This window comes from Nocardia anaemiae NBRC 100462 (assembly GCF_001612725.1).
In the GTDB taxonomy this organism is placed as follows: domain Bacteria; phylum Actinomycetota; class Actinomycetes; order Mycobacteriales; family Mycobacteriaceae; genus Nocardia; species Nocardia anaemiae.
Map to the genome: position 1 here is coordinate 1 of NZ_BDAZ01000097.1, position 24,771 is coordinate 24,771.

The 24,771-nt window shown below is 64.0% G+C and carries 28 protein-coding genes and 1 pseudogene; 21 read left to right on the forward strand and 8 right to left on the reverse strand.

The genetic code is table 11. The features are described 5' to 3' along the window. Positions 1 to 66: 66 nt before the first annotated feature. Both istB and NA5_RS37580 read right to left on the reverse strand, forming a co-directional pair. Positions 67 to 918 (reverse strand): IS21-like element helper ATPase IstB, encoded by an 852-nt coding sequence (gene istB, locus NA5_RS37575; protein ID WP_062993803.1) that lies wholly within the window; start codon positions 916 to 918, stop codon positions 67 to 69. Then, positions 915 to 2,282: a Mu transposase domain-containing protein gene (locus NA5_RS37580; RefSeq protein ID WP_062993804.1), complete on the reverse strand. Its 1,368-nt coding sequence runs from the start codon at positions 2,280 to 2,282 to the stop codon at positions 915 to 917. Before NA5_RS37580 ends, istB begins: the two co-directional genes overlap by 4 nt. 347 nt (positions 2,283 to 2,629) lie before the next feature. Here NA5_RS37580 and NA5_RS41065 point away from each other — a divergent pair, with 347 nt between their 5' ends. After that, on the forward strand, positions 2,630 to 2,971 hold the full coding sequence (locus NA5_RS41065) for a hypothetical protein (protein WP_157110871.1): 342 nt from the start codon (positions 2,630 to 2,632) through the stop codon (positions 2,969 to 2,971). Positions 2,972 to 3,097: 126 nt separating this feature from the next. Here NA5_RS41065 and NA5_RS37585 read toward each other — a convergent pair whose 3' ends face one another. Further along, a complete protein-coding gene (locus tag NA5_RS37585) occupies positions 3,098 to 4,030 on the reverse strand; it encodes an inositol monophosphatase family protein (protein WP_218020249.1) in 933 nt (310 codons plus the stop codon). A gap of 22 nt (positions 4,031 to 4,052) precedes the next feature. After that, positions 4,053 to 5,249 (reverse strand): helix-turn-helix domain-containing protein, encoded by a 1,197-nt coding sequence (locus NA5_RS37590; protein ID WP_157110872.1) that lies wholly within the window; start codon positions 5,247 to 5,249, stop codon positions 4,053 to 4,055. A 231-nt stretch (positions 5,250 to 5,480) separates the two neighbouring features. Here NA5_RS37590 and NA5_RS37595 point away from each other — a divergent pair, with 231 nt between their 5' ends. The 10 genes from NA5_RS37595 (at position 5,481) to NA5_RS37640 (ending at position 14,268) form a co-directional block, all read left to right on the forward strand. Further along, positions 5,481 to 5,783 (forward strand): hypothetical protein, encoded by a 303-nt coding sequence (locus tag NA5_RS37595; protein WP_157110873.1) that lies wholly within the window; start codon positions 5,481 to 5,483, stop codon positions 5,781 to 5,783. 131 nt (positions 5,784 to 5,914) lie between these two features. Further along, positions 5,915 to 6,607, forward strand: a complete 693-nt coding sequence (locus NA5_RS37600; protein ID WP_169811425.1) for a 6-phosphogluconolactonase — start codon at positions 5,915 to 5,917, stop codon at positions 6,605 to 6,607. Continuing rightward, positions 6,579 to 7,679, forward strand: coding sequence for an ROK family protein (locus tag NA5_RS37605; protein ID WP_062993809.1), 1,101 nt, complete (start codon positions 6,579 to 6,581; stop codon positions 7,677 to 7,679). Before NA5_RS37600 ends, NA5_RS37605 begins: the two co-directional genes overlap by 29 nt. Position 7,680: 1 nt before the next feature. Next, on the forward strand, positions 7,681 to 8,817 hold the full coding sequence (locus NA5_RS37610; RefSeq protein WP_063813824.1) for a sedoheptulose 7-phosphate cyclase: 1,137 nt from the start codon (positions 7,681 to 7,683) through the stop codon (positions 8,815 to 8,817). Next, positions 8,814 to 9,926 carry an MDR/zinc-dependent alcohol dehydrogenase-like family protein gene (locus tag NA5_RS37615; RefSeq protein WP_157110874.1) on the forward strand — a complete coding sequence of 371 codons (1,113 nt, stop codon included), beginning with the start codon at positions 8,814 to 8,816 and terminating at the stop codon, positions 9,924 to 9,926. Before NA5_RS37610 ends, NA5_RS37615 begins: the two co-directional genes overlap by 4 nt. Further along, positions 9,923 to 11,005 carry an MDR/zinc-dependent alcohol dehydrogenase-like family protein gene (locus NA5_RS37620; protein WP_062993811.1) on the forward strand — a complete coding sequence of 361 codons (1,083 nt, stop codon included), beginning with the start codon at positions 9,923 to 9,925 and terminating at the stop codon, positions 11,003 to 11,005. The genes NA5_RS37615 and NA5_RS37620 overlap by 4 nt, the downstream gene beginning before the upstream one ends. Then, a complete protein-coding gene (locus NA5_RS37625) occupies positions 11,002 to 12,117 on the forward strand; it encodes a DegT/DnrJ/EryC1/StrS family aminotransferase (protein WP_062993812.1) in 1,116 nt (371 codons plus the stop codon). The genes NA5_RS37620 and NA5_RS37625 overlap by 4 nt, the downstream gene beginning before the upstream one ends. Beyond that, on the forward strand, positions 12,114 to 12,797 hold the full coding sequence (locus tag NA5_RS37630) for a ribulose-phosphate 3-epimerase (RefSeq protein WP_062993813.1): 684 nt from the start codon (positions 12,114 to 12,116) through the stop codon (positions 12,795 to 12,797). The genes NA5_RS37625 and NA5_RS37630 overlap by 4 nt, the downstream gene beginning before the upstream one ends. 272 nt (positions 12,798 to 13,069) lie before the next feature. After that, positions 13,070 to 13,525 carry a GNAT family N-acetyltransferase gene (locus NA5_RS37635; protein WP_245672654.1) on the forward strand — a complete coding sequence of 152 codons (456 nt, stop codon included), beginning with the start codon at positions 13,070 to 13,072 and terminating at the stop codon, positions 13,523 to 13,525. 101 nt (positions 13,526 to 13,626) lie between these two features. Beyond that, complete coding sequence (locus tag NA5_RS37640; RefSeq protein ID WP_062993815.1) at positions 13,627 to 14,268, forward strand: NUDIX hydrolase; 642 nt, start codon at positions 13,627 to 13,629, stop codon at positions 14,266 to 14,268. Positions 14,269 to 14,514: 246 nt separating this feature from the next. On the opposite strand, the gene NA5_RS37645 is transcribed toward NA5_RS37640, so the two are convergent. Together NA5_RS37645 and NA5_RS37650 are read right to left on the reverse strand one after the other, a co-directional pair. After that, a complete protein-coding gene (locus NA5_RS37645; RefSeq protein ID WP_063813831.1) occupies positions 14,515 to 14,901 on the reverse strand; it encodes a DUF397 domain-containing protein in 387 nt (128 codons plus the stop codon). Between the two features lie 10 nt (positions 14,902 to 14,911). Continuing rightward, a complete protein-coding gene (locus NA5_RS37650) occupies positions 14,912 to 15,772 on the reverse strand; it encodes a helix-turn-helix domain-containing protein (protein WP_062993817.1) in 861 nt (286 codons plus the stop codon). A 302-nt stretch (positions 15,773 to 16,074) separates the two neighbouring features. Here NA5_RS37650 and NA5_RS37660 point away from each other — a divergent pair, with 302 nt between their 5' ends. The 8 genes from NA5_RS37660 to NA5_RS37700 all read left to right on the forward strand — a co-directional run bounded on the left by NA5_RS37660 (position 16,075) and on the right by NA5_RS37700 (position 20,355). Next, positions 16,075 to 16,521 (forward strand): hypothetical protein, encoded by a 447-nt coding sequence (locus NA5_RS37660; RefSeq protein WP_157110876.1) that lies wholly within the window; start codon positions 16,075 to 16,077, stop codon positions 16,519 to 16,521. Between the two features lie 122 nt (positions 16,522 to 16,643). Further along, positions 16,644 to 17,018, forward strand: coding sequence for a hypothetical protein (locus tag NA5_RS37665; protein WP_157110877.1), 375 nt, complete (start codon positions 16,644 to 16,646; stop codon positions 17,016 to 17,018). After that, positions 17,015 to 17,932, forward strand: coding sequence for an ATP:cob(I)alamin adenosyltransferase (locus NA5_RS37670; protein WP_062993821.1), 918 nt, complete (start codon positions 17,015 to 17,017; stop codon positions 17,930 to 17,932). The genes NA5_RS37665 and NA5_RS37670 overlap by 4 nt, the downstream gene beginning before the upstream one ends. Positions 17,933 to 18,200: 268 nt before the next feature. Next, positions 18,201 to 18,851, forward strand: coding sequence for a hypothetical protein (locus NA5_RS37680; protein WP_157110878.1), 651 nt, complete (start codon positions 18,201 to 18,203; stop codon positions 18,849 to 18,851). A gap of 13 nt (positions 18,852 to 18,864) precedes the next feature. Beyond that, positions 18,865 to 19,137 carry a hypothetical protein gene (locus NA5_RS37685; RefSeq protein WP_062993824.1) on the forward strand — a complete coding sequence of 91 codons (273 nt, stop codon included), beginning with the start codon at positions 18,865 to 18,867 and terminating at the stop codon, positions 19,135 to 19,137. After that, positions 19,134 to 19,397 carry a hypothetical protein gene (locus NA5_RS37690; RefSeq protein ID WP_062993825.1) on the forward strand — a complete coding sequence of 88 codons (264 nt, stop codon included), beginning with the start codon at positions 19,134 to 19,136 and terminating at the stop codon, positions 19,395 to 19,397. Before NA5_RS37685 ends, NA5_RS37690 begins: the two co-directional genes overlap by 4 nt. After that, positions 19,394 to 19,834: a hypothetical protein gene (locus NA5_RS42740; protein WP_245672655.1), complete on the forward strand. Its 441-nt coding sequence runs from the start codon at positions 19,394 to 19,396 to the stop codon at positions 19,832 to 19,834. Before NA5_RS37690 ends, NA5_RS42740 begins: the two co-directional genes overlap by 4 nt. A gap of 149 nt (positions 19,835 to 19,983) precedes the next feature. Next, positions 19,984 to 20,355, forward strand: coding sequence for a hypothetical protein (locus NA5_RS37700; RefSeq protein ID WP_157110879.1), 372 nt, complete (start codon positions 19,984 to 19,986; stop codon positions 20,353 to 20,355). A 155-nt stretch (positions 20,356 to 20,510) separates the two neighbouring features. Here NA5_RS37700 and NA5_RS37705 read toward each other — a convergent pair whose 3' ends face one another. Both NA5_RS37705 and NA5_RS37710 read right to left on the reverse strand, forming a co-directional pair. Then, positions 20,511 to 21,872 (reverse strand): cytochrome P450, encoded by a 1,362-nt coding sequence (locus NA5_RS37705; protein WP_063813826.1) that lies wholly within the window; start codon positions 21,870 to 21,872, stop codon positions 20,511 to 20,513. 176 nt (positions 21,873 to 22,048) lie between these two features. Continuing rightward, the gene (locus NA5_RS37710) at positions 22,049 to 22,882 is read right to left on the reverse strand and encodes an MmyB family transcriptional regulator (RefSeq protein ID WP_084484726.1); all 834 of its coding nucleotides are present in this window, start codon (positions 22,880 to 22,882) and stop codon (positions 22,049 to 22,051) included. A gap of 901 nt (positions 22,883 to 23,783) precedes the next feature. On the opposite strand from NA5_RS37710, the gene NA5_RS37715 reads away from it, so the two are divergent. Together NA5_RS37715 and NA5_RS37720 are read left to right on the forward strand one after the other, a co-directional pair. Next, positions 23,784 to 24,551, forward strand: coding sequence for a hypothetical protein (locus tag NA5_RS37715; protein ID WP_157110880.1), 768 nt, complete (start codon positions 23,784 to 23,786; stop codon positions 24,549 to 24,551). Further along, positions 24,548 to 24,771, forward strand: a pseudogene (locus NA5_RS37720) (cutinase family protein); the annotation flags it as partial. The gene NA5_RS37715 and the pseudogene NA5_RS37720, both read left to right, overlap by 4 nt.

Consider the following 24,771-nt stretch of genomic DNA (forward strand, 5'->3'; position numbering starts at 1 on the left):
GTGACTGCGCTCGCCGAAGTTCCTCACCCGTACTCGTCGAAATTCCCCACCCGTGAGCGGTGTTGATTATAGGGGTTCGCGGTTGCCGGTGGTGGCTCGGCGGAGGTTGTCGGCGGTGGCTTGGTGGTCGCGCAGGCGGTAGGAGTCGCCGTCGAGGTTGATGACCATCGACCGGTGTAGCAGCCGGTCCAGGAGGGCGGCGGCGACGGTGTTGTCGCCGAGGATTTCGCCCCAGGAGCCGACGCCGCGGTTGGTGGTGATCGCGATCGAGGTTTTCAAATAGCGTTGTGACACAACCTGAAACAGTGCCGATGCGGCCTCGGCGGGCAATGGCAGGTATCCCAGTTCGTCAATGACCAGCAGCGCGGGGCCTGCGTAGAAACGCATGGTGGTGGCCCAGCGGCCCTCGATTGCGGCGCGGTGGCAGCGGGCTGCCAGGTCGGCGGCGGTGGTGAAGTAGGTGCGGTAGCCGGCGTGCGCTGCTGCGCGTGCCAGCCCGGTCGCCAGATGCGTCTTCCCGGTCCCGGGCGTGCCGATTAGCAGGACGTTGGTGGCGGTCTCCAGGTAGCGGCAGGTGCCGAGCTCGTCGAGCAGCGGCCGGTCGATCCCGGATGCGGCATCGACGTCGAAGTTCTCCAGCGAGGCCGGGGTGGGCAGGCTGGCGAACCGCAGCCGGCCGGCCAGGCGGCGGGCTTCGGTGTCGTCGACCTCGATCCGCAACAGTTTCTCCAAGGTCGCGGTCGCCGAAAGATTTTGTGCGGCCGCTTCTTCCAGGACCGACGGCAAAGATTCCGCGGCAGCGTGCAGCTTCAACGTGGCAAGATGCGACCGCAGCTGCTGGTAGCGGGTCGCGGTCTCGTCGGCGCCGACGGCTTTGGTGGCGCGGCGGCTGGTTCTCTTCGGGGCGGGGCTGGTCATTTGCGGCTCCTGGCAGTGGCGGCGCGCTCGTAGGCGGCCAGGTCGGTGACGGTGGCTGTGATACCGGATCCTGTTGCCGCCGTGATGGATGCGGAGTTGGCAGGGTCGGCGGCTGCGCGCAGCGCTGCGGCAGCGGCTCGGGCGGCGTCGCCGGGCGGGATGCGTTCCTTGCGGCGGTGAGGGCGGCCGGTGTTCGCCGCCGCCATCGCGACGGCGTCGAGTGCGACGACGTGACCGTGGTCGCGGACGGTGGCGCCCAGGCCGTCGGCGGCCCGCTTGTGCCGGGCGATCACGATCCCGTCGGTGGTGGCGATGTCGATGGTGTTGCCGCGCAACGGTTGCGCGACGATCACCGTCGCCGCCGCCAGCTCGGGTGGCACCGAGTAGCGGTTGCCGCGCCAGGAGATCATCGCCTGTCTGGATGCGACCCGGGGCTCGGCGACCATCGCCGGATATGGGTCGGCGGGCAACGGCCGCAACGGTTCCCGCGCTGCGACAGTCGCGACACTCGCCCGGCCGTCGGCGGTCGGCCGCAGCCGGGTGTCGGTGCGCAGCGAACAGAACTTGTCCAGCGACGATTGAGCTTGCTCGACGGTCACCTCATCGGCGAGAGTGCGCCACCAGCGTTGCGCGGCAGTGTGATTGGCCTTTTCGACCACGCCCTTGCGGTTCCCGCGCCGGGGCGGGCAGATCGCCGCCACCACGGCGTAGTACTTCGCGACCGCTGCGAACGACGCGGTCACCTGCCCGCTGGACGGGTGGCAGACCGTGGACATGCGGTCGAACCGCCACGACCCGGTCGCCCCGCCCAGCGCGCGGGCGACGCGGTCCAGGCCCTCGATCAAGTGCGGCTGATCGGTGGACGGTGCGAGATAGCCGCGCCAGCGGCCGGAATGCGCGAGGGAGCCGACCAGCAGGTGCGCGGTCGCGCCCCACCCCCATGACGCCGGTGGATTCGGCAGATCCACCCAGTCCCATTGGGTTTCACCGCCGGGCGGGTGCTCGATGACCGCGTTGGGGCGTTCGGTCGCGGTCCGGCAGGCCTGGCAGACGGGCCGCAGTTTGCGGGCGCGGATGTTGCGGGTCAGCGACTGATACGACAGCGGGTAACCGAGGGGTTCCAACTCGTCCATCAGCGCCTGCGCCCACAGGTGCGGGTCCTCGGTCAAGCGGGCGGTTACGTAGTCGACGAACGGTTCGAACGGGTCCGGCCTATGCCGTTTCCGCACGCCGGGGGTGCGCTCCCCGGCCAGATACGCGCGAATGGTTTTGCGGTCACGGCCGGTGTGCCGGGCGATCTGGGAGATCGTCCAGCCTCGTGCGCGTAGGGCACTGATTTCCACATCTTCCTCACGTGTCAACATGGAAAAGCGGGCCTCCTCCGAATGAAAGCGCTGGTCAGGTGTGGTAACCACCAGCATCGAAGGAGGCCCGCCCTTCACGGCGGAGCCACACGGGACAAATGGGGAATTTTGGTGAGCGTCAGTGGGGAAGTTCAGCTTGCGCGGTCACAGGGAACCTGTCGTGATCGAATACCGCAGCCTGTTGTTATCCAGGTGGTTCCCTCTAACATCTGGGCCATCGGACACGGCTGGGCCAGCCGGGGGCGGCACGGTTGTTTCTCCCACGATCCTGGACGTCCTGCAAGCTGTTGAAGTCCGAGCTTCCGGCGGAAGCGGACACCGACTAGACCAGACGGTATTGTTCGAACATGAGTTCGAGCGAGTTCGATGAGTGGATGCCGGAGTACGAACTCGACGGCATCCCGGTCGATCCGGACCGGCTGTATCAAGTCCGCGGCGGGTGCGCGGCACCGAGCCCTATAGCGTGCCCGCGCGGTCACCGGCTCGGGCCATGGCGGGTGCTGGTCGGCTGGCAATCGTGCCAAACCATCGGCGGGCACCGCACGCACACCTGTGTCGAGTGCAACTACACGATCTATACGCCACCCATTCGGCCCGACTGTCGACACCACGCCTTCGATGAGCGGCTTATCCACATACCCGAAACAGACGGAACCACACCACAAGCTGGGCCGTCCAACCCAATATGACTACTGAGCCGAGTCACTTACCCTGATAGGAGCCACTACTTCACCCCCTATGTGCCGCTCAGAATCCGCGCCCCCGAGCAGGACCCGCCCGCCTGATCGAATACCTGCGGTCCCTCTCGAGCCTGTTCATTCGTGACTTAGGACCTCTTGGATTTCCCTTGCGAGGTTGCTATTGCCAGCCGCGATGAACTTCTTTCGGACGTTCATTGCCGCGTTTATCTCGCTCAGTGAGTTCAGGCTGTAGTCCAGTGGGATCGGTTTACCGTGGAGATCGGTGACTGATCCACCTGCGGCGTGGAGGATGTAGTGCCCGGGGGAGAGATCCCAGATGGCGAAGCCTTTGGCGAATTCGATCATGGCGTCGGTGAAACCGGCCGCGACGTGGCACAGGCCGATCGAGCCGAAGTCAACCCCTATGCGCCCCTTCGGTTTTCCGCTCTCCGAGGGCGCACCCAGCGCTTTCAGGAACTCGTGCTGCTGGGCCAAGGGCGCGAATCGTTGGGCCGGTCGCATGAGGTAGTTGGTGATCAGCGCCTTGGGCAGTGAAGCGTGTGATGTGTGTTCGAGGGGGTGCTGGGTACCATCTGCTGTGACCATCAGCGCCCGATCGTCTCCGGCTTCGTCCATCGCTGCGAGGTAGATCTGGACGTGGTGGAAGATATCGCCGACCACCGCCACGATCGGCCGTGCCAGGGAGCGCGAGTAGACCAGGATATGGGTGTAGCCGTACAGGCTACGGACGGCGAGTTCGCTGGTATCCAGCGGATCGACCAGCACACACAGGTCCGGATCGGCCTGTGGTCCGATGATCTCGGGATCCGCCTCCTCGGAGGCGTAGATGAACGATGGAATGACCTCGACCAGCAGCTCTTTGTAGCGCCGATGCATCCACAGGTCGTAGTCGGACAGGAAGTTGTCCTGGTGCCGTAGATTTTCGTTCTCGGCGTGGTGGCCGGTGAGTGCGGCCTCGACGAGGCGGGGGCGGATATCGGTGATCATGTCGCGTACCAGATCGGCGACGCGGTGTGCGAGGTCGGTATTCGTGGCCGGATTGGTCACCAGAAGGCACCTTTCGATGGGGTCATCGCAGTTCCAGTGGTGGTTCGATGCCGGGCGGGCTCATGGTGGCTGCGATGAAGATGGCCTCCAGGCCAGCGTCACACATGATTTTCGCGCCGGTCAGGTCGTCAAAGCTTTCTACTTTCAGGTCACGGCTTTTGGTCATCGCTCCGAACACGGCGAAGTACAGTTCTGCCTTCGGGTATCGCGACCGGAGTTGATGAGTGAGGTATCCGATGACGTCGGCGTGTTTGACTTCGAAGTCGCAGACGACGATGGTCGGTGTGTCTCGGGCTGGCGGGAAGAACGAGGCGTCATCCAGGTCGATGCCGTCGCGGATCTTGTTGCAGCGCAGGTAGCCGATGTTGCAGCGGGAAAATCGTGATGAGGCAAGGAAGGTCGCCATCACCAGACCGGCTTCGTTCACACCGAAGCACACGTCCACGTCCAGGCGGCGTCCAACGTTCTTGATCTGCATGGAGAGTTGTTCCACGCCGTACCCGAACGTCTCCCACGTCAGGTCGAGTAGCTGGCCCGGATTCGGATTGGGCAAGGTGAATACGCTGATGTCGGGGTTGCCGTTCTCTATGGTCGGAACCGACAGGATGAACTCATCGCCGGGTTGCCTCGCCCACCCGTTCACGGCTGCAGCGTGCAGCCCGGCCGCCGGGGTTGCGATTGGAGACGGCCCAGGCCGAACGTCCGGCTGGGCATCTGCGGTCATCTGTCTGAGTGACAGCTGGTCTTCGATCGGGAGGCGTTCGTAGGCTTCGGCGATCAAAGCGGTCGGCGATATGGTCTCCTCGGCTACGCCCAACGGGCCGCGACCGTAGGCGGTGCACAGGATTAGCACGCTCGACAGCGAGGGGGGCGAGCCGCGTCCGCGTCCGCGAGCCCAAGATTCCCACGCGTTGATCGAGGTACCGCCGAGGGTTGTCTGGTTGCCGGTGACCTTGTTGTAGCGCTCGGCGGCCTGGTCCTGGGACAGCCCGGCCGCGTATCGATACGCCTGCAGACTGGGTATATCGGGATATCGCGCCATCAGCTCGGTCGCTGCCCGCGTCACCGAACCCAATGTGGTCCATAGCTTTTTGCCGACAGCAGCCATCTCCCGACCACGCGCCTGGGGGGTCGTGGGCTGATTCATCGGCGAGGTCGAATTGCGTTGCCTCGACCGAACTCCCACCCGCCCCCAGTCCTCCACACCCGGAACCGTCACGGCCCTCAGATTACCCATCACGATGGGCAAGTCCGGTGTTTGGCGGAAAACGCCAGTTCAGCGCTACCCATCAACCGGGCGGTTGTCGGACCGTCACGCAGGTGTCACAGGCCGACTCGCATGCGACCGTATTTTTCGAAGGCTGCGACGTATTGAGAAAGGGCAGCGATGACAAATCCGTATTCGGCAATCGCCGCTGCTCCCATGGGGCCACCACGTGCGTTCGGGTACGTGAACAGCGCACTGGGTGAGCGGGTGATGAACGAGGTGTGCGTGTCGGAATGTGCTGCCGCTCTTGGCTATCAGTTGGTGCGGATGGTGGTTCGAGATCCATCGAAAGTGGACGACCCGGTGGCGCGGCTGATCAACACCGCACGCGGTTACAACGTCGCTGCGGTGATAATCCCCAGCCTCGACCACGTGGGCGGGGATCCGAGTGAGATTTGTGGGGTGTGCGACGTGGTCAGTGCACGCACCGAGCAGACCTATGTGTGCGCCGCCGCGCCTGTAGATGAGCCTGATGAGCAGCCCTGAACGGCAACGACCCGTGGAGGCTGTCAGGCGATGTACCAACGTCGCACGGGAAGTTGCCTCGCGCTTTGCCGTTCCTTCCGCCTCGGCGGCTTTCGCGCAGTTGATATCTGATTTCTTGTTCGGGAGGTCTAGTGCCAGTTACATGCACGTTCTGCGACACCCCTGACGGTGTTGCAACTGCCGCCGCGACACTAATTGCAGCGCAAATCGATTCGGCTGTCGGTCTATCCGGTGAGTGCGTTGTTGCCCTCGCCGGCGGTTCAACGCCGACCGCGACCTACCGTGCACTGAGGTCGCTCGATATCGACTGGTCGAGAGTGCATTTCGTGCAGACCGACGAGCGGGTGATTCCCGAGGCTGGGGAGCGGTCGGCGGCGCTGATCGAGGCGGCGCTCGGGCTCGACCGTCAGGAGTTGCGGACCCGATGGCATCCGGTGCCGGTGTGTGGTGATGGGGCTCGTACGGCTGTGGCGTATGCCGGGCGTCTTGCTGATGTTCGTCCCGGCGGAGTACCCGATATAGCGATCCTGGGCCTTGGTACCGATGGGCACACAGCATCGATATTCAGCCAGAACTTGCATTCCGACCCCGGTGCGACGGTCGTTTCGACGAGCTATCACGGTGAGCAGAGAGTCAGCTTGGGGCTCGACTACCTGAGAGCGATCCCGACTCGCGTTCTGCTGGCGACCGGCACCGGCAAGCAGGCGGCGCTGACAGCTGCTCTGAGCCCTGTTAGCAGCGCACCGCGGGTGCCAGCCGCTATTGTCCTCGGCCAGGACGGACATGTTTTCGCCGATGCCGCTGCCCGGCCGGAGCGGGGCTGACGTGCTGGCGGTGTACCGCAGCAGCGGGCCGGTGATCGTGTTCGATCTCGGCGGAACCTGGTGGCGCTCGGCGATTCTGGAGCCGGACGGCACTTTGGCCGAGCGGCAGCGGCAGGCTGCGGTGACGAAGACGCGCACGGGCAGCAACGCGGCTACCCTTCGCGAACTCATGGTGCAGTTCCTGCTCGACAGTGCGCGCCAGTTCGCGGCCCAGCACCCCGCAGTACGAGATGTCGGGATCTCCCTGGGTGCGGCGATCAACGGTCATTCCGGTCAGGTCCTGGCGAGTGCTCCGATGTGGGGCGACTGCACCGACCCATACGACCTGCGTGCGGTGCTGGCGTCGGCGGAGCCGAGCTTGCAGTGGTGGATTGCCAACGACGTGACCTGCCTGGCGCTGGCGATCTGCGCGAACGAGCAGATCGCCAGCCGTGATCTCCAGGCGATCACCGCGGTCACCGTGAGCAGCGGAATCGGTTCTCGCACTATCGATGTACGCACCGGCGAGGTTCTGCTGGATCGGCGGCACGGGATGCAAGGCGAGATCGGGCATCTGCCTGCGCTCACACCCGCAGCACTGGGCGTGGAGCCGCCGCTGTGTGACTGCGGGGCGGCCGGGCATGTGTCGGCGATCGCGGCGGGCCGCTCGATCGAAGCGATGTTGTCTCAGTTCGCGGGCATCCTCGATCTGGGTGATGCCACCGGGGACGGTGGCTGCTCTCGCCTGCCGATGCTGCGTGACGCGGTGGCGGCGGACAATCCGGCGGCGGTGTCGTTCCTGGATGCGGTGACCGCGCCGCTGGCCAGGGCACTGCTGTATCTGCTGGCTATCGATCCCCGGGTGGAGCAGGTGTTCCTGTCCGGTGGTGTGGTCGACACGCTCGGCGATCACTACATGAACAGCTTGTACCGGAGGCTGGAGTCCGACGGGCTGTATCTGGTTTCTCTCTATCAGCCCAGCATCTTTCGGGATCGGATCTGTCGGTGGGAGTCCGACGGTTTCGAACCGTTGCGCGGTGCCGGGTTATTCGCTCACAAACAGTCACTCCAGGCTGGGGATAGGAGTCGATGACATGGACCGCGTATGGGCTATCGGTGCGACACAACCGGTTTCGTACCGGATCCGGCGCACTCGCCACTGCCTGGATCCCGATAACAGCGACCTGGCCGACGCGGTCGGCATCGGCACTCGGCGAACACTGGTCTTCGTCGATTCGACCGTCATGAGTCTGTTCGGTGATCCGATCACCGGATACTTCGACAACTACAGCACAGCCTGCACGGTGGTTCCGATCGAGACGACCGAACGGACCAAGAATTCCGACACCGTCGGCCGGATCATCCGCGAATACGACAAGTTCGGGCTTAGCCGTCGCCGCGACGCCGTGGTCGCGATCGGCGGTGGCGTGCTGACCGACGTGGTCGGATTCGCTGCGAGCATCTACCGGCGCGGCGTTCCGTACATCCGGGTACCGACCACACTGCTGGGGATGGTCGACGCGGCCGTCGGAGTCAAAACAGGCATCAACTTCAACGGTCGCAAGAACCGGCTCGGTACCTACTTCGCGGCCACCGACACGATTGTCGACCCCGGGTTCCTTCGCACCCTTCCCGACCGCCAGATATCCAACGGTATGGCCGAAATCCTGAAGATCGCACTGGTCAAGGACAGCGGCCTGTTCGACCGCATAGAGCACCGGTGGACCACACCGCGAGGCTTCGGAACGGACATCACTGTCAGCGGGCCGATCATCGACACCGCGATCACCGCCATGCTCGAGGAACTCGAACCGAATCTATGGGAGGACAACCTCGCGCGGCTGCCCGATTTCGGGCACACCTTCAGCCCGGCGTTCGAGCTTGCGGCCAAACCCAAGCTGTATCACGGTGAAGCCGTCGCGATCGACATTGCCCTGTCGTGCCTGGTGTCGCTGCATCGGGCCCTGGTCGAGCAGGATTGCTTCACCAGGATCGTCACGCTCATGTCCCGGATCGGCCTGCCGTTGAGCCACGGCTGTATCACCGAGGACATCCTGGCGGCTGGGCTGGCCGACTCGATCCGCCACCGCGACGGCAACCAGAACATTCCCCTGCTCACCACGATCGGCACCGCAATCTTCGCCCAGGACATCTCGCTCAAAGAGCTCCTCGCCGCCGCCGATACGCTCCGTCCCCTCCACACCGAACTGTGCGAATTGCGATGCGCATGACCACTATCGAAAACCGCGCACTCCTCCGCACCGGTAGCGGCCTTCACCTACGACGGAACACGATCCACACTCTTGGCGCCGGGCCGTTGCGGCGCATCCTGCGTGTGGGTGTGTGCGGCACGGACCTGCAAATTCAGCGGCGGGTTCGCCCGGACCAGGCCGCGATCCTGGGCCACGAAGGAATCGCCCTGCGGTTCGACGACGATGGCACCGCGCGGTGTTGCGAGATCTTCAATCCCGTCGACCCCCATAACCAGGACGTCATCCTGGGGCACAGCTACGACGGGATCCTCCAGGACTTCATTGCCGATACGGTGCCTTCTCGCTGCGTAGTGCCCGCATGGGGTAGCTTGCCCGTCGATCTCGGCGCACTGGTCGAACCCGCAGCGACAGCCCTTTACGCCTGGGAGTTGATGCGTCCCGACCTGCCTCCGAAGGCGTCGGTGGCGATCTTCGGGGGCGGTTGCGCTGCGCTGCTGATGGCGATCCTGGGCGAAGATCTCGGATACCGGATTCGCCTCATCCATCCACGCCGAGACAGGCTCGACTTCATTGCCGACCTCGGGGTTCTCGAATCAGCCGAATTCGCCGACTGCACATCGCCCGACAGCGCCGATGGGGCGGTCATTTGCCTGCCTCGCGAAGCAGCGTCGCACGCGATCGAGCAAGCCACATGGACCCTCACGGTCGGCGGCGTGCTGGACCTGTTCGGCGGAGTACCCACCGGCCCATGCCATCCCGCGCTTCCGCACATCCCTCTGGCGGCCGTACGTCGCATGAACGTGTGCGGGAAAGCTCAGGGTCCCCGGCACATCGACGCAATCACCAGCACCGGCAAGCAGCTTCGGATCACCGGTCATCGCGGAACGTCCCCGGGGCAGCTGCATGCGGCACAGCAGCGCCTGATCGCCGCACCCGCTCGATTCGGAAAGGTTGTGACGCAGGTGATTTCCCTCCCGGAGGCGGCGAGCGTTATTCCTGCGATGGCCCGGCGCGACAAAGGTCGAGGCGAGTTCGTCAAGATCGTCGTCGATCTGGTCATGCACCAGCGATCTCGCCCCGTCGATCTCGGCACCACCGTCGCCGATCAGCTCCAGGATCAGCGATGATCACTACGGCCGGGACGAGCTACCTGCGCATCGAGCACCGTAATCGAGCCGCGTTCCTCACCACGGTCGAGACCCAACTGACATCGAACGAAAACCAGAGCAGCACAGTTCTTTTCGCTCCACATGTGGCCGGGATATGCCGGTCCGATCTCCGGGAGGTCCTCGGCACACGGTTCGGTCGCCGGGACTTCGGCCACGAGCTGGTCGGCACCATTCTCACCGCGCCAGCGCCATTGAAGGCCCTCGAAGGCCGCACCGTCGTGTTCGATCCGCATCCGGAGCTGACACGACGCACCTCCGGGTTCGCCGAACAGGTCGAACTCACCGGCGATCCTGGCCAACTGGCCGCAGCATTCGTCCCCGTCCCGGCGGGCCTGGACGATCCGATCGCGGTGTTCACCGAACCTCTCGCCTGCGCGGTGCATTGCGTATCCCGCCTGCACCAGGTCACCGCCGAGGGCGGCGTCGGCCCACACAGCCCAGTCGCGGTAGTCGGCGCAGGCATGGCTGGCACATTGATCTGCGCTGTACTCACCGCCCAAGGTCACCCCTGTGTGCTGATCAACCCTCACCCCGAGCGGATCGAGTTCCTAAACGCCCGCCACGTCCTTCCCAGCGAGATCCTGCACACCGGCCCGAGCGGCGCGCGATTCCAGCGGGTCATCCTGGCGACCGCCGCCGCGAGTCCGGAGCACCTGGCAACCGGCATTGGCCTCCTCCAACCGGGAGGGTTGCTGATGCTGTTCGCAGGAACCCAACCCGCCGCCAGCCTCGGCGAGGTCGACATCGATCGGGTGCGCCGCGAGCAACTCGCTCACCCAGTAACCAGCGAAAACAAGCGTGTGACGGTGGCCGGTACGTACGGTGCGCTTCACTGCGACTTCCTCGACGCTCTGTCGCTGCTGACCGAACAGCCCGGTCCCACGCAGTGGTCGCTCGCGGTCTGCGTGCAACGCCTCACCACCCGCGTCCTGCCCCTGCAGGGCGCCGCGGACTACCTCACCGTCAACGCCGACCGCGGTGTCCTGGGCAAGACCCTCGTGTACATCCGCCCACCGATCCCGCTGGAGTCGACATGAAGGTGCCCCGATACAACTACCGCAGCCAATTCGACGATCTCCCCGGCGTCACCGAGCGCATCGGCCGGGCCTTGGTCACAGGGACCTACATCCTGGACGACACAGTGGCACAATTCGAACACCGCTTCGCGACCTACCTCGGCACCCGATACGCGATCGGGGTCAACTCGGGCACCGACGCGCTCATCCTGGCACTTATCGCCCTCGGTGTCGGGCCCGGCGACGAGGTCATCACCGTGGCAAACACGTTCCACGCCACCGTCCTTGCCATTACCACGGTTGGGGCCACCCCTGTGCTCGTCGATTGCGAACCCGACACCTACCTCATGGACCTGACCGCCGCCGAGGCCGCGTGCGGGCCCAGAACACAGGCGATCCTCGCAGTGCACCTGTTCGGCCGCACCCTCGACATGGACCGGCTCACTGCGATCGCGCACCGGCACCAGGTCGCCGTAGTGGAGGATTGCGCGCAAGCTGTGGGAGCCACCTGGGCGGGACGCCGAGTCGGGGCCTTCGGTGTTGTGGCCGCCTTCAGCTTCCACCCCAGCAAGAACCTTGGCGCCGCGGGAGACGCCGGTGCCGTAGTCACCAGCGACCCAGAGATTGCGCACACCGTGAGGATCCTGCGCGGTCTCGGCCAAGACGGACAGAACAACCACGTCTCACTCGGTGTCAACTCCAAACTCGACACCCTCCAAGCCATCGTGCTCGACGCCAAACTCGACCACTTGGACGGCTGGAACATCCAGCGCAAACATATCGCCACCCGCTACGCAGAAGCGTTGCCCCGCATCGGAATCCCCGTCCCCGCAGCGCCTCCGCCGCCGGGCGATCACGTATACCACCTCATGCAGATCGCACTTCCGCACCGAGATGCAGTCCTGCAACAGCTGCGGGCCGATGGAATCGACGCGGTCGTCCGCTACCCGACACCTATCCACCGCCAACCCGCCTTCGCGCGGAACGGTTTCGAGTCGGCGTTTCCCCATGCTGACCATCAGGCCGCCCACACGCTGTGTCTGCCGATCCGCCCGGACCTGCCCGAGAAAGACATCGACTACATCTGCCGCAGCCTGCACAACGCCATCACCGACCAGGAGATCCCCGCATGACCATTTTCGTAGCCCCAGCACTCTTGGGAGCCGATCCGCTGGACCTGCGCAGCGCGATCGACCACATCCAACACAGCGACGCACCCTACCTGCACCTGGACATCATGGACGGGCACTACACCAGCGACATCAACTTCGGGCTCCGTACCCTCGCGGCCATCCGCGCCCACACCCCGATGCAACTCGATGTGCACCTGCAAACCCTGCAGCCCGAACGCTACATCGACGACCTCGTCCGGATCGGAGTCGACCGCGTCTCCATGCATGTCGACGCAGCAACAAATATCACCGCTGCGCTCGATGTGCTGCAAAGCGCAGGACTTCGCAAAGGACTCGTACTCAACCCCGAACACGGCATCGAGCGCCTCGCCCCCTACCTCGGCCGCCTCGACTTCATCATCCTCATGACCAGCAAACCTGGCACCAGCACCTTCGATCCCACCGTCCCGAACAAGGTGCGCCACCTCCGCGCCCGGCTCACCGAAAACTCTCTCGACACGGTGGAACTCATCGCCGACGGCGGAATCACCCCCCACACCGCCCCACAGGTGATCGACGCCGGAATCGACACGCTCGTCGCCGCCAGCGCAATCTTCCAATCCGCCAATAACACCATCAAGGGCGCAATCATCGAACTTGCACACTCCGGCAACCCGGCACCGCCCGACGCGGGGTCGTAGCCCGAGTGTGAACACCCTGACGCACGTCGAAGACCTGCGACTTGGCTGTGCATCGGTGACCCAATCGGGGCCGGTGCGCTGTCCGGCTACGCTGGATAGCTGAGCAGAATCTCAGCGCGCTCACCACAGCTCCGCGCCTATGCCAAGCAGCAAATGTCGTTGTGTGTCAAACGCTTTCAACCATTCAGAAGCACGCCTGAGTCCATGCACAGGAAGGAATTCGCCTCTTGCCCGAGGAATCCGGATCCGTTTCGGTCGAGATCGTGAGACAGGTGAGTGACGAGACGCTGGCAGCTCTCACCGTCCTGCTACCCCAACTATCGGCCTCCGCGTCGTCGTTGACCCGCGAACGGCTCGAGACAGTTGTGGCCGCACCCGGCACAGAGCTTCTGATCGCCCGGACCGAAGGTGCCATCGCCGGCATGTTGACCCTCGTCACATACACCATCCCCACCGGCCTGCGAGCCCGCATCGAGGACGTGGTCGTCGATCACTCGGCACGCGGACGTGGTATCGGAAAAGCCTTGACCGCTACCGCGATCGACATCGCCGAACAACGCAGAGCACGAACAGTCGACCTCACGTCCGCGCCAACGAAGACCGCCGCAAACCAGCTGTACCAAAACCTCGGTTTCACACCACGCGAAACAACGACCTACCGAATCACCTCTACCCGCCCAGCTGACAGTCCCAACACCAGGCTCGCCCAGCAAGATGAATCACCGTAGAGGCAACAAGAGACACATCGCCGACAACGCTCACTTGCGGCGCCGAACAACCCAGCCCTGACCCACGTTCGCATGAGTAACCCACTCGACTAGGAACCTGAATGGATGATTCGCCATCCCTCGAAGAACAAATCCGCCACCACGCGCTGACCCTGGCATCTATTGCCAATAACGGACTGGTGTTCACCGCTGACGTGTTCGATCGGCAACGCTACGAGCACACCCAGTTGATAGCGACCGAACTACTCGCGCTGGTCAGCAACGGTACACCGGCCGAGTTGGACAAGATCGTATCGCTCGAAGAGGGGTACATGACCCCCAAAATTGACGTCCGAGGCGGTGTCTTCGACGACACCGGACGAGTCCTGTTGATCCGCGACCGCAGCGACGAGCAATGGACACTGCCTGGCGGCTGGTGCGACATCCTCGAACCACCCTCCGAAGCGATTGAACGAGAGGTGCAAGAGGAATCGGGGCTCACGGTCCGCGCCTCCAAACTTGTCGCCGTCCTCGACCGCGACGTACAGAAACACGAGCCCGTGTTCCCGTATCACGTGTACAAGATGTTCTTCCTCTGCGACATCGAATCACACGGAGTGCCAAGCCCGATCGAAACAATGGAGGTCGACTGGTTCCCGGTCGAGAAGCTCCCCGAGCTCTCCAAATCACGGGTCCTCGAAGGCCAGATTCGACTGCTCCACGAGCACTGGGCTAAGCCGGAACTGCCAACTGTGTTCGACTAGGCGCGAGCCGTCCGAATCTTGCCAGGTCGACAGCATTACCTCGCGCCGCAGGAGATGCTTCGAGCCGATCGTAAGAAGGAATGCCGACGAACGGCCAGGCAGTCGGCGAAGGTTGCTTGGATCACCGCAGCAGCCGAGGATGTCAATCTGCCAGCGACGGTGCGGAATCTCAGAACCGTGGCGGATCCGCCACGGCACCGCCAAACGTTCTGAGATTCCGACACGAGTTTCGAGACCCTACACCGACTATCTCGCCAGCAAGTGAAGCCGGGAGAACTCTCCCGATCGGACACCTGAGAGGAACGCGGTCCATTCCTCGCGGGTGTAGGTGAGCGTGGTCTCGGCGGCGTCGCGCAGGGTGGTGTAGCCGTTGATTTCCGGGTGGATGCTCGGAATGCCGAGGGTGGTGCCGTCGTCGGTTGCGTCGCCGGTGGCGATCGTGAGGAACTTGACCCAGGCGTGGGCAGGGACGGCGATGATCGGCCGCAGGGCTTCGTTGCCCCGGTATTTGCTGTCGCGGATGAGTACTTCCTCGCCCTCGAACCGTACCTCGACGCACGCATTGCCGTGATCGGAGAAGCTGGCCTTGTACCAGCCAGTCGACCCGGATGGTGCAGGTTCGTAAGCGTTCATATGCAGTACTTTACCCACGGGCGTAGTTTTTGATGAGTGCCAGCGAGTCGGCCGAACTCAGGGTCTGTTCCAGTGCGGCTTCGAACGCATATGCGAGCTTGTTGACCTCGTTCTCGTCCTCGATGATGGTTGCCCGCGTCGGTGTCTCGGACCACCCGAGTGTCGGAAGTTGTTGCGGAGCGTCGAAGTCCAGTAAATGGAATGTCGATCCACCCAGCGCAGTGCCCTCGGCTGCGGTGAACGGGATGATCCGGATCTGGATGGTGTCCGGGTGTCCCTCCATGAGCTCGATGAGGTGATCCAGCTGCTCTTGGAGGACGGCGGCGCCTCCCGTTTGCTGGATCAGGGCGGCCTGGCTGAATACGGCAACGAGGTGAAGGGGATCGTCGTCAGTGAGCCGACTCTGCCGCTGCATTCGCACGGCGAGGTGCTGTTCGACTTCGAACGGTCGGATCATGGTGTTGGCGCCGATGATGGTCCGTGCGTATCCCTCGGATTGCAGCAGGCCGGGGATGAGGAGGCAGTTGTAGGCGCGGATGCTGTGTGCCCCATATTCGAGGCCGTAGAGACGCTGCATTTCGGGGCGGATCAGCGCGGGATACTTCATCCACCATCCGCGCGTGCTGGTTGCGAACTCACGGAGGCTGACCAGCTCATTCTGCTCAGTCTTGTCGCAGCCATAGGCCGCAGCCAGGGCTCGTAGCTTGTCCTCGTTGGGGATGCGGGTGCCGTTGAAGATCTGCGACCAGTACGGCGTGGAGATGCCAACGGCCGCCTTGACTTCGGCGTCATCGAGGCCGGCGTCCGCGCGAAGTCGACTCAATCGGAGTTTGAGCTCCCACTTTGCGACCGTGGGTGACGTCGGCGCCATGGCTGACCCTCTCGTTGACCGGTTGCCTTGATGCGGAAGAGCGTACTGCAATCCGCCCTGCGTCCAATGCTACGCATCATGCTGTTATTCATGCAGATATTGACGCAGCAAATGATGCTGCATTATCGTCGGCAGTGTCGGTCGTCACTTAGCTGGACCTGCTCAAGGCGGCGATTCACGGCCGGGATGGGAGTTCCGATGGCAGCGCATGTGATCGATCGGCCGCTGATGACCAGCGACCGCACAACGCACCAGGCGGGATCGGCGGGTCAGGGCACCCACGCAGGGGAGGGGGCCGTCGGGTGAGTGCGCCGGGTGATGTGGACAAGGCGATAGAGCTGTGCGGCTATTACCGGCACGTATGCGGGCTCGATGCGTTCGTACGGGATGGCGTCGGCCCGATCTTTATGCGGGTCGGCGGGGTCGGTGCGGTGAGGATGCCCGCGCCGCTTGGGCGGCGAGTTCATGACCGGCTGGTTCAGCCCGGCCCTGTCGTGATCGAGATCGATAACGCGTTGCGAGCGTGGTGGACGGTGCTCACCGGCGCTGTCGGGCATCACCTGTCGGATGTGGCTACCTTCGGGATGTTGGCGGCCGTCGAAGCGCAACTTGTGCCGCACGGGTACGAGATCCGGCTACCGACGCCACGTGATGGCAGGTTCCGGTGGCTGGTGATGCCCACGGATTCGTATCGGCCACCGCCGGATCACGTGATGGATGCGGTCCGCCTGTGCAGGGGCGAATGGTGAGCGCGGGTACCGATTCCGTTGGCTGCCAGCCACTGCGGGCAGGGGTGACGACCGCGATGCCGTCCACGGATCTCGAGACGGCGGATCAATGTGGTTCGTATCGGCGGGTTCTGGGGCTTCCGGTGGAGGTGGTGCCGCGGACGAGGCGGATCGTCGTCCGCAGGATCGATGGCCTGGTTGATGCGGTGGTGATGCCGTCACTGCTGGGTGAGAAAGTCGCGACGTGGCTGGCGATGGACCGCCAGCTCGGTCCGGTGATCGAGCACCAGGACGCCGCGCGCACGACGTTTGTGACCGGTCCGCCGGATGGTCATGAACACGCGATCTTCGCGACCCTGCTGCGTCTGAACGTCGGTCTCGGTGGCACGCACATCGTGCTGCCCTCACCCGGCGATGGAGATTCGGGCATCTGGCGATGGCTGTTTCTGCCGTGCAACGGATTTCGACCGGCGATGCGGATCGTGCTGGACGCGGTGATGGCGGTGAATGCGCGATGACGGCACTGACGTTCGGATATCTACAGCAGTCGCTGGTCGGGGCACGCCGGACCGAGGTCGTCGAGCACATCGAAGCGTTCGCCGCCCGGCACGGGCGGGTGGTGGACAAGATCGCGTGTGAGCCCAGCCCTTCGGTTGCGGTGCTGCGGTCACTGCTCGAGGCGCTGGATCGCCGATCCGGTGGGCGGGCGCTGCCCATGCTGGCCGAACTTGCTCGGCGACAGGGTGTCGAGCTGGACCGGCTTCTCGACTATCGTCCGTCGACGACGGTGTTCTGGTCGCTCGTGGCGGAGTTGGATCGCGCCGGGGGCGGCTATATCCTCACGCCCTCGCCGAGGCACCTGGACGGCCTGGGTTCATCACGATCTGTTCTGCTGCACCGGATCTCGCAGACACATCCCGCGATCACCGTTGTGTACACCGATCCCGCGCCCGACCAACCGCCTGCGTACCTGGACCAGAACCACTCGGGTGTGGTGTGCCAGTTCCGTGTGGCCGCGCTCGGGTGCGCCGTGGAGGTCGCCACGTTGAACGCGCATATCGGCCTTGCGCGGGCCGGGCTCGGCGACATGGTCGATCAGGTCGAGGCATTGCTGCGCGAAATCATCGGCAGTGCAGTTGAATTCGACGCCGAGACAGTGTCGGAGGAACCGAACCAGCTGACGGTCGAGTTGGTGCGCGGTCCCGAGACACTGCGGGTGCTGACCCATGAGACACGCGACCACGCGTACGAGCCGGTCAGCGACCACATCCACCAGTTGTGCGACTGGCCGCTCGTGGGCCGCGCCACCAGAACCCGATTGCCCACCGGCGGCACACTCACCTGCTGCGAGCTGCCACTACGGCTCTACGACCAGCCCGACGAGCTACCTCAGGTCGACTCATCCGGTCACAGCGATAGCGACCGGCCATGACCGGGCGCACGCGTGGGCACATGGTGATGAGACCTCCGCAGGGTGTCGGGCACATCGGTATCGAGTCCAGTCCACGCATTGTGGATTTCTTGGCCAGCATCAACCAGATCGCTTGTACCGCTGCCGAATTCGTCGCCTCTGTCATCGTCGACCCTTCCGCCAACGCGGCTAGGTCACCGCCGAGAGAACGGCTGATGGATATCTCTGCGCGGCTCGCCCTCCAAACCCATACCCGCACAACCTCGTACCTGGAAGCACCGAGATGACAATGACTGCACATCAATTAGGCCGATCGGCCACCGTCCATAACCCACGGCAGACCCCGCCCAAGGCGATCGGGTTCGATATGTCCCTGATGGATTCGCCGCATCGCCGGATCGCGATCCAACGTCACGCCGAAAAGCGCGGCTACCACTACGTGTACACGGTGCGTCCGCCCGAAGGGCACGCCGACCCGGTCGGCTACGCGTTCAACATCGCCATCGGCATTCATGCGGCGGCGATCATCGTGTACGACCTGGAAGTTGTCGGCTACAGTCCGGCGCGGGTGTGCGAGCGGTTCGACCTCGAGACCGTCTGTCCCGAGCAGACATGGTCGCGTGTGAGTCCTCCTGCGGTCGATCCGGGGGCACACGGGCTCCTGGAGCATGAGGTAGATCCGGAGGAGGCGCACCGGATCTTCCAACAGCACATCGCATGTCGCGCGCTGGAATGCCCGCGAAAAGAGAGCGCGGTGCGGCGCCTAGTGGAGGCGGGAAAGCTTGAGCCGCAGACCATGACTCCACTGGAGCGGGCCATCGCACGCGGTATCCCGGTTGAGCCGGTCGTGGTTGGTGCGACGGTGGGTGAGCAAGCGCGAGCGATGCTCGATGCCCTGGACGAACTCGTGGACACCATGCGCGGGCGAGCGCATCAGTAGCCAAGGGGCAGCTGTGACCGACGACGATATGCGGCCCAAGCACGTCACCGAATGCGATGGGCTGGAAGCGAGTTGGACGCTGGACAAGCACAACATCGAGATCCATGGCATCTATGACACTGCCGGGGACTTGCCTGTGGTGTCGATCAACGGGCCTTACCCGGATCTGGTGGAGGCACGGGAACGCTGGCCGCAGCTGACCGACCTCTGGAATGCAGTTCGGCACGACTTCTGGTCGCAGATGACCCTCCACGCCTACGGCCGCTCCACCAGGGGCGGAGGGTGACCGGCAACTGGGCGGCATCGGGTCCGGTCCGGCCGTATCACGCGACCGACGGATGGCGGCTCGAAGGCAACGAGCGCGGTTGGTGGCTGTCCAAACACCCCGGCGATGTCGTCGCGAAGATCCGGGCCACGACCGCGCGCACGTGCAGCTGGGGGATCTACACACATGAGGGCCGGATGATCCGGGAGGCGTCGGCTGGAAACGATGTCGAGGAAGCCAAGGCCCAAGCCGACGCCTGGCTGCGGGGAGGGGAACAATGACGAATCACCGTCTATCGCAACGCATTCCGGGCATGTTGAATGGCGGCGATGAGCGTCCGGTAGATCTGCAACCGGCCGATCTGATCCGGCGGGTCATCGATGGCCTCAAGAATTTACCTACCGGTGCCCTTGGTGTGGTCCGCCTGGACCGCGATGACGCCTGGACCGAGGAGATGCTCCGCGGTGCCGCCGACAAATACGGTGTCACGCTCGTCGAGGTCATCGGGTACACGATCGGCGGGTCGATGTCCTGGTCCGACATTCTCGAGGCGGTGGCCCAAGCCGGTGCCGCTGCGGTTGTGACGCCAGCTCTGCCGCATGTGGACCGACACATCACCCGGGTCTGCGCGCTGATCACCGCTGCCGATCACCACATCTGGCCGCGCGGATACCGCTGGCCCGCCGATATCGCCGATCACCCTCGCGATCCGCTGTGACCGCAGCTCCCACCACAACTTTCGACCATCACTCATTCGACAAACATTGGGAAAGGAGCTTCATTGTCCGAATTGGGAAAGCTGGGCTTGACCTGCCGCGACTGGCTGTCCTGCGGACGCTCACCCGGACCGCGCGGTCCGCTAGCGAGTTGGCTACCGCATCCGACCGGCAGCATGGGCAGGTCCTGCGAATACTCGACTGGCTCACGGGCCGCGGCTTCGCTGAGGAACAGACCGGGTGGGCACTGACTGCCATCGGTCAACACATGATCGAGACCGGGTCGCATGAGCGGCTGACCCGATCGCAGCGCACAATGCTGGAGGATCTGCGCCGCGTCGAGGGCGCGCGGGCATTGACTGACCTCGCCTCCGGCCGCACCAACACCGCGCTCACGATCACGAGCCGGTGGTTGCACAACCACCGGTATATCCACACAGTCCAGGTGTGGAGGGTCACACTGGAAGGCTCGGTTTTCGCGGCAGCGGACCAGCGTGACGCCGGGAATGGTGGGGAGCAGTGACCGATTCGCCGATGCCTTCGGAAGCTGATTCCGTTGCAGTCGGACTGTCGGTTTGTGCCACGGCCTGGCGGCACAGGCGAGTTGAGATGATCAATGGTCTTGCTGGTAGTCGACGGTGACGGCGACCGGGTGGTCAGGGCGGTGCCAGGTGTTGATCAATCGACGAGTGCGCCTTGTCTTGTACTCACCCGCATCTGCACGCCGTCGGGTACTGGTACCTGTGTCATCGACATCGAGATCGGCCGCTGCGTAGATGACGACAGTCGCCACCGACCGGTGATCGTCGCTAATGCGAGCGCGGCCTCGATCAACCCGAACTGCTCACCGATGCAGCGGCGCGCACCGAGTCCGAACGGGATGAATGTCTTGCGATGGTGATGCGGTGTGGTGTCCACCCAGCGATTGGGGCGGAACGCGCTCGGATCCTCATACAGTTGATCGCTGCGATGGATAACATACGGGCTCACCGCTATCGATGTCCCTGACGGAAGCAGTATTTCGCCCAGTTTGGTATCGGTCGTGACCTGTCTGGTCACCACCCAAGTAGGCGGGTACAGCCGCAGCGTTTCGGTGATGATCCTGTTGGTGAGTGGGAGTGAGGGAAGGTCTTCGCGCGTCGCTGCGCGGCCACCTAGGACGGAGTCGATCTCCTCGTGTAACGCGTCCTGCACGTCGGGGTTGCGATCTAGCAGGTACAACGCCCAGGTGAGGCAGCCCGCGGTGGTCTCGGCACCGCCTAAGAAGAACGTGAATACCTGGTCGATCAGCTCGGAGTCGGTGAACTGTGCCCCATCTTGTGCATCGCGGGCTTCCAGTAACGCCGACAATAGATCGCCACGGTCTTTTTGATCGGCGCGTCGTTCGGCGATGACGGATGCGGCCAGTTGTCGTACGCGGCGGGTGATGGCGCCGTAGCGCCGATTGTCTGGGGTGGGTAGGCGATTGATGATGGCAGGCATTGCAGTCCGCCGTAATAGCCCGTGTGCGATCGCGCTCAGATCCGTGGCGAACTCGCGAGTTTGGTTGTCGGACAGCGATGTTGAGAACATGGTCTCGGTCGCGATCCGGAACGTCATCGCGGAGAGTTCGACGCCCAGGTCGATGACCTGGCCGTCGTGCCATCCCCGCACGGTGGTCTCGATCGAGCCGGTCATGCTCGAGACATACGACACGAGCCGTCCTGAGCCGAACGCTGGCTGGCAAAGGCGGCGCTGACGACGGTGCTGGTCGTGCGGACAACTGCCGAGCCCGTCGCCAGCGATCTCTCGGGCCCTGGCATAGAAGGGCCCGCCTTTGTCAAATGCCTTGTCGTCAACAAAAATCTGCGATGTGAGCTCCGGATCGGAGACAAAAACCACAGTGTCTGTTCCGAGCCGGATTCGGCACATCGGCCCGTGCTCGGGCAGTGACGAGAGGAGTCCGAGGGGGTTTCGCATCAATGCCAGACCATGTCCGATCAACGGCAGACCGCCCGCGACAAGAGGGATGCGGTCGAGTTCTGACGCTTCTACGGTCACGGGTCCCCCTTCAGCAGCTGGCTACGAGCGCAGCACTGCATTCGCCAGCGAGAACAATCATTCTGGATGCTACCAACATCTGGATGTTCGCAGCATCCCGAATGATGTTGGTTCTTGGACGGTGAGCGTCATGCGTTGTGTCGGTGCCCGTGTCGCGCGTAGCCCGTTTGTGCTGATCAGGACAGCGGTGGACCAGCGTACGGTCGTCGGATCGCCTGGTGGATTCGGACGTCGCGGGTGTCGGGCAGTTCGCTGACCTGAATACTGGCCGAGTATGGCTGCGCGGTGACCGGATCGATCATGTGACATAGGTCGTCGGGTTCGCGGCCGTAGGCGACCTGGATTCCGTCCTGCCATCGACGATTGAACTCCACGCTGGCGCGGAGTCTGTCCAGCAGGTCGATGGATTGGGGAGACTCTCGGTAGCGACCGAGTCCCGCGCGGATCATCGCCATGTCGGAAGTCGCCTCGTACTCCCATTGCAGCGCAAACTGTTTGGCGGGTGACTCGGCGGCATCCGGGCGGAAATGCCACAGGGCGATGTTGTTGTCTGCGGCATCGAGGTCGGGTAGCGACCGGTAGAAGGATTCGTTGCCCACAAGGACATTCCACAGAGGGTCGGTATAAACGCAAATGACATCGACCTGGTCGAAGAACTTCAGTGCGGCAATGCGGTCCGGAGTGGTCACACGGTCGCGCAGCTCCTCGATCGGTGCCAGCTCGACGGGCGGCTCGGCTAGTTCCCGAGTGAAGCGGGCTTGCATCTCGTCGAGCTGGTAGCCGACGATGAGCTGGTCCAGTACACCTCGAAGTGGCACGAGCTTGTTGTTCTCGATCTGTTTGATGTAGGAATCGCTGACGCCGGTACGTGTCTCGGCCGACTTGCGAGTGTGCTTACGGTGCTCACGCACCTTGCGCAACCAGTCACCGAGAGTGGGCATCTCGGCCTTGTCGGGTGTCTGGACGCCGCGCCGCTGCGGCATAGTTCGTCTCGCAGGAGTGAAGCTCATCTTGCCCTCCCCGCCTTGTCATCTGTGCCAGAGATATTCCCTAACCATCACTGGATGGCAGAAGGTCACCGCAGAACTCCCCCGCTTATTTCCTATCAGACCTAGATCAATGCGGCAACGCGTAATGCCTTCACGCGATTGCGAAAAGGTTGCCTTGAGCCCTCGGCGCTTCGACTCTGTGACCGGGTCTGCGATCGAGCACATTTCGCCGTCGCACACCGTGCGGACATTGTGCTCGGCACGTCCATCGTTGCGCTATGGCGTGATTGTGTTCTCCTGCAACGACATGCGGTGCCGATCGGCTGGAGTGGTCACCGCGGGTGGCCATTGGCCGAAAAGGCGCGCCAAGCAAGCAACGGCCGAGAATCTCGTATAGACAAGGCCATTGCCAAATCTCCCGATCCGGACTGGTCAGGATGGCCAAGCGTATGGACAAAGAAATTGACTGGCAAAAACGCTGTCCCCTGAAGGGCTAGCGTCGCAACCATTTTCAAGGTTTTGATAGAGCCGCAAGTCAAAGCCGATTGAAAGGAACCGACGTGGATCCCCTCCAGATGCTGAATGACGGGCTGATCGTGGCATCCAACGCCTTGAACGTGGTGTGGCAGGTACTGTCGCTCATCTTCCTGTTCGTGTGACGTGAACACCTGAGAAGCGGCCTCCCAGAAGCGCTTTCGCCTCTGGGAGGGCCGCGATATCACGCGCCTGCCCCCGCGTATTCACCATTTTTTCTCATTTATCGCCCTGACCGATGAAGGGTTTATTCGGTATGTCCAAAACACGGAAATCCCCCCGTTCACTTCTGGTCCAGCACTGTGTAATCGGAGATGTGCGCCGAAACCGTGTGCCCACCAGCCTGTCTCGCGGCAGCAGGTCGGTTGTCGCTGGTGCGGTGCCTATCGTGTTGTTGCTGTCGGCGGCGACCGCGTCCGCGACCGGTGTGCCTGCGGTGATTACTGATCAGCCCGGTGTCACCAGCCCCGCGCAGCCCGGCACCTCCACCCCACCTGCGCCGGAACCCGTACCTGCACCGCCTCCGGTGTACTACTCCCAGCCTCCCGAGATCCGCAACGGATCCGGGTTACGTCCGGCGCCGTCGGTCGACCTCCCTGTGGAGCCGATCGCGATCGAGGATCTGCATCTGCCCGAACCCGTGGCACCGGTAGCGCCGATCGAGCCGCCGGAGAACACGATTCGCGTCGGGCAGTGGGAAGCACCGCGCCCGGACTGGCTACCCCAAGAGTGCGCCGACGCCATCAACGACGCGGCGGCAGGCGCTGAAGCACAGGTCGCGACCGCGCTGGATTCGGTCGGCATCCCGGCCGGACGCTCCGATCGCGTCAGCGGAGCCACGCTGGGTGGGGCAGCGCTCGGCGGTGCTGGTGGCGCGGTTGTTGCCGGAGCACCGGTCGCGGCTCTCGGCGCGGTCGTGGGCGGTCTCGTCGGCGGCACTATCGGCGGAATCGCCGGTGCCGCACTGGGCACGGTGGTGGCGGTGCCGGTCATCGGAACGATCACCTCCGGTGTGGCCGGTACCGCGTTGGGGGCGGCGGTGGGCGCTGCCGTGGGGGCGGTTGTGGCCGGGGTTCCCGCCGCCGTGGCCGGTGCGGTGGCTGGTGGCACGGTGGGCGCGGGGTTCGGTGCGGGTGTAGGGGTGGGCCAGCCATGACCCGCACGACGAAAGCCCATGCGCGCATCATCGCGGCCCTCGCGATGGTGACCGCCCTCGGCGCGGCTGGGGCGATGGGCGCGGCGACTCCGAGCGCACGGGCAGTGCCGCTCAATGGGTGCCCGGCACTGTATGTGCTGGGAGTGCAGGGCACGGGGCAGTCCTCACCAGGGGCAGATCCGCTGGCCGATACCGGCATGCTCGGTGCGTTGCTCGGTCC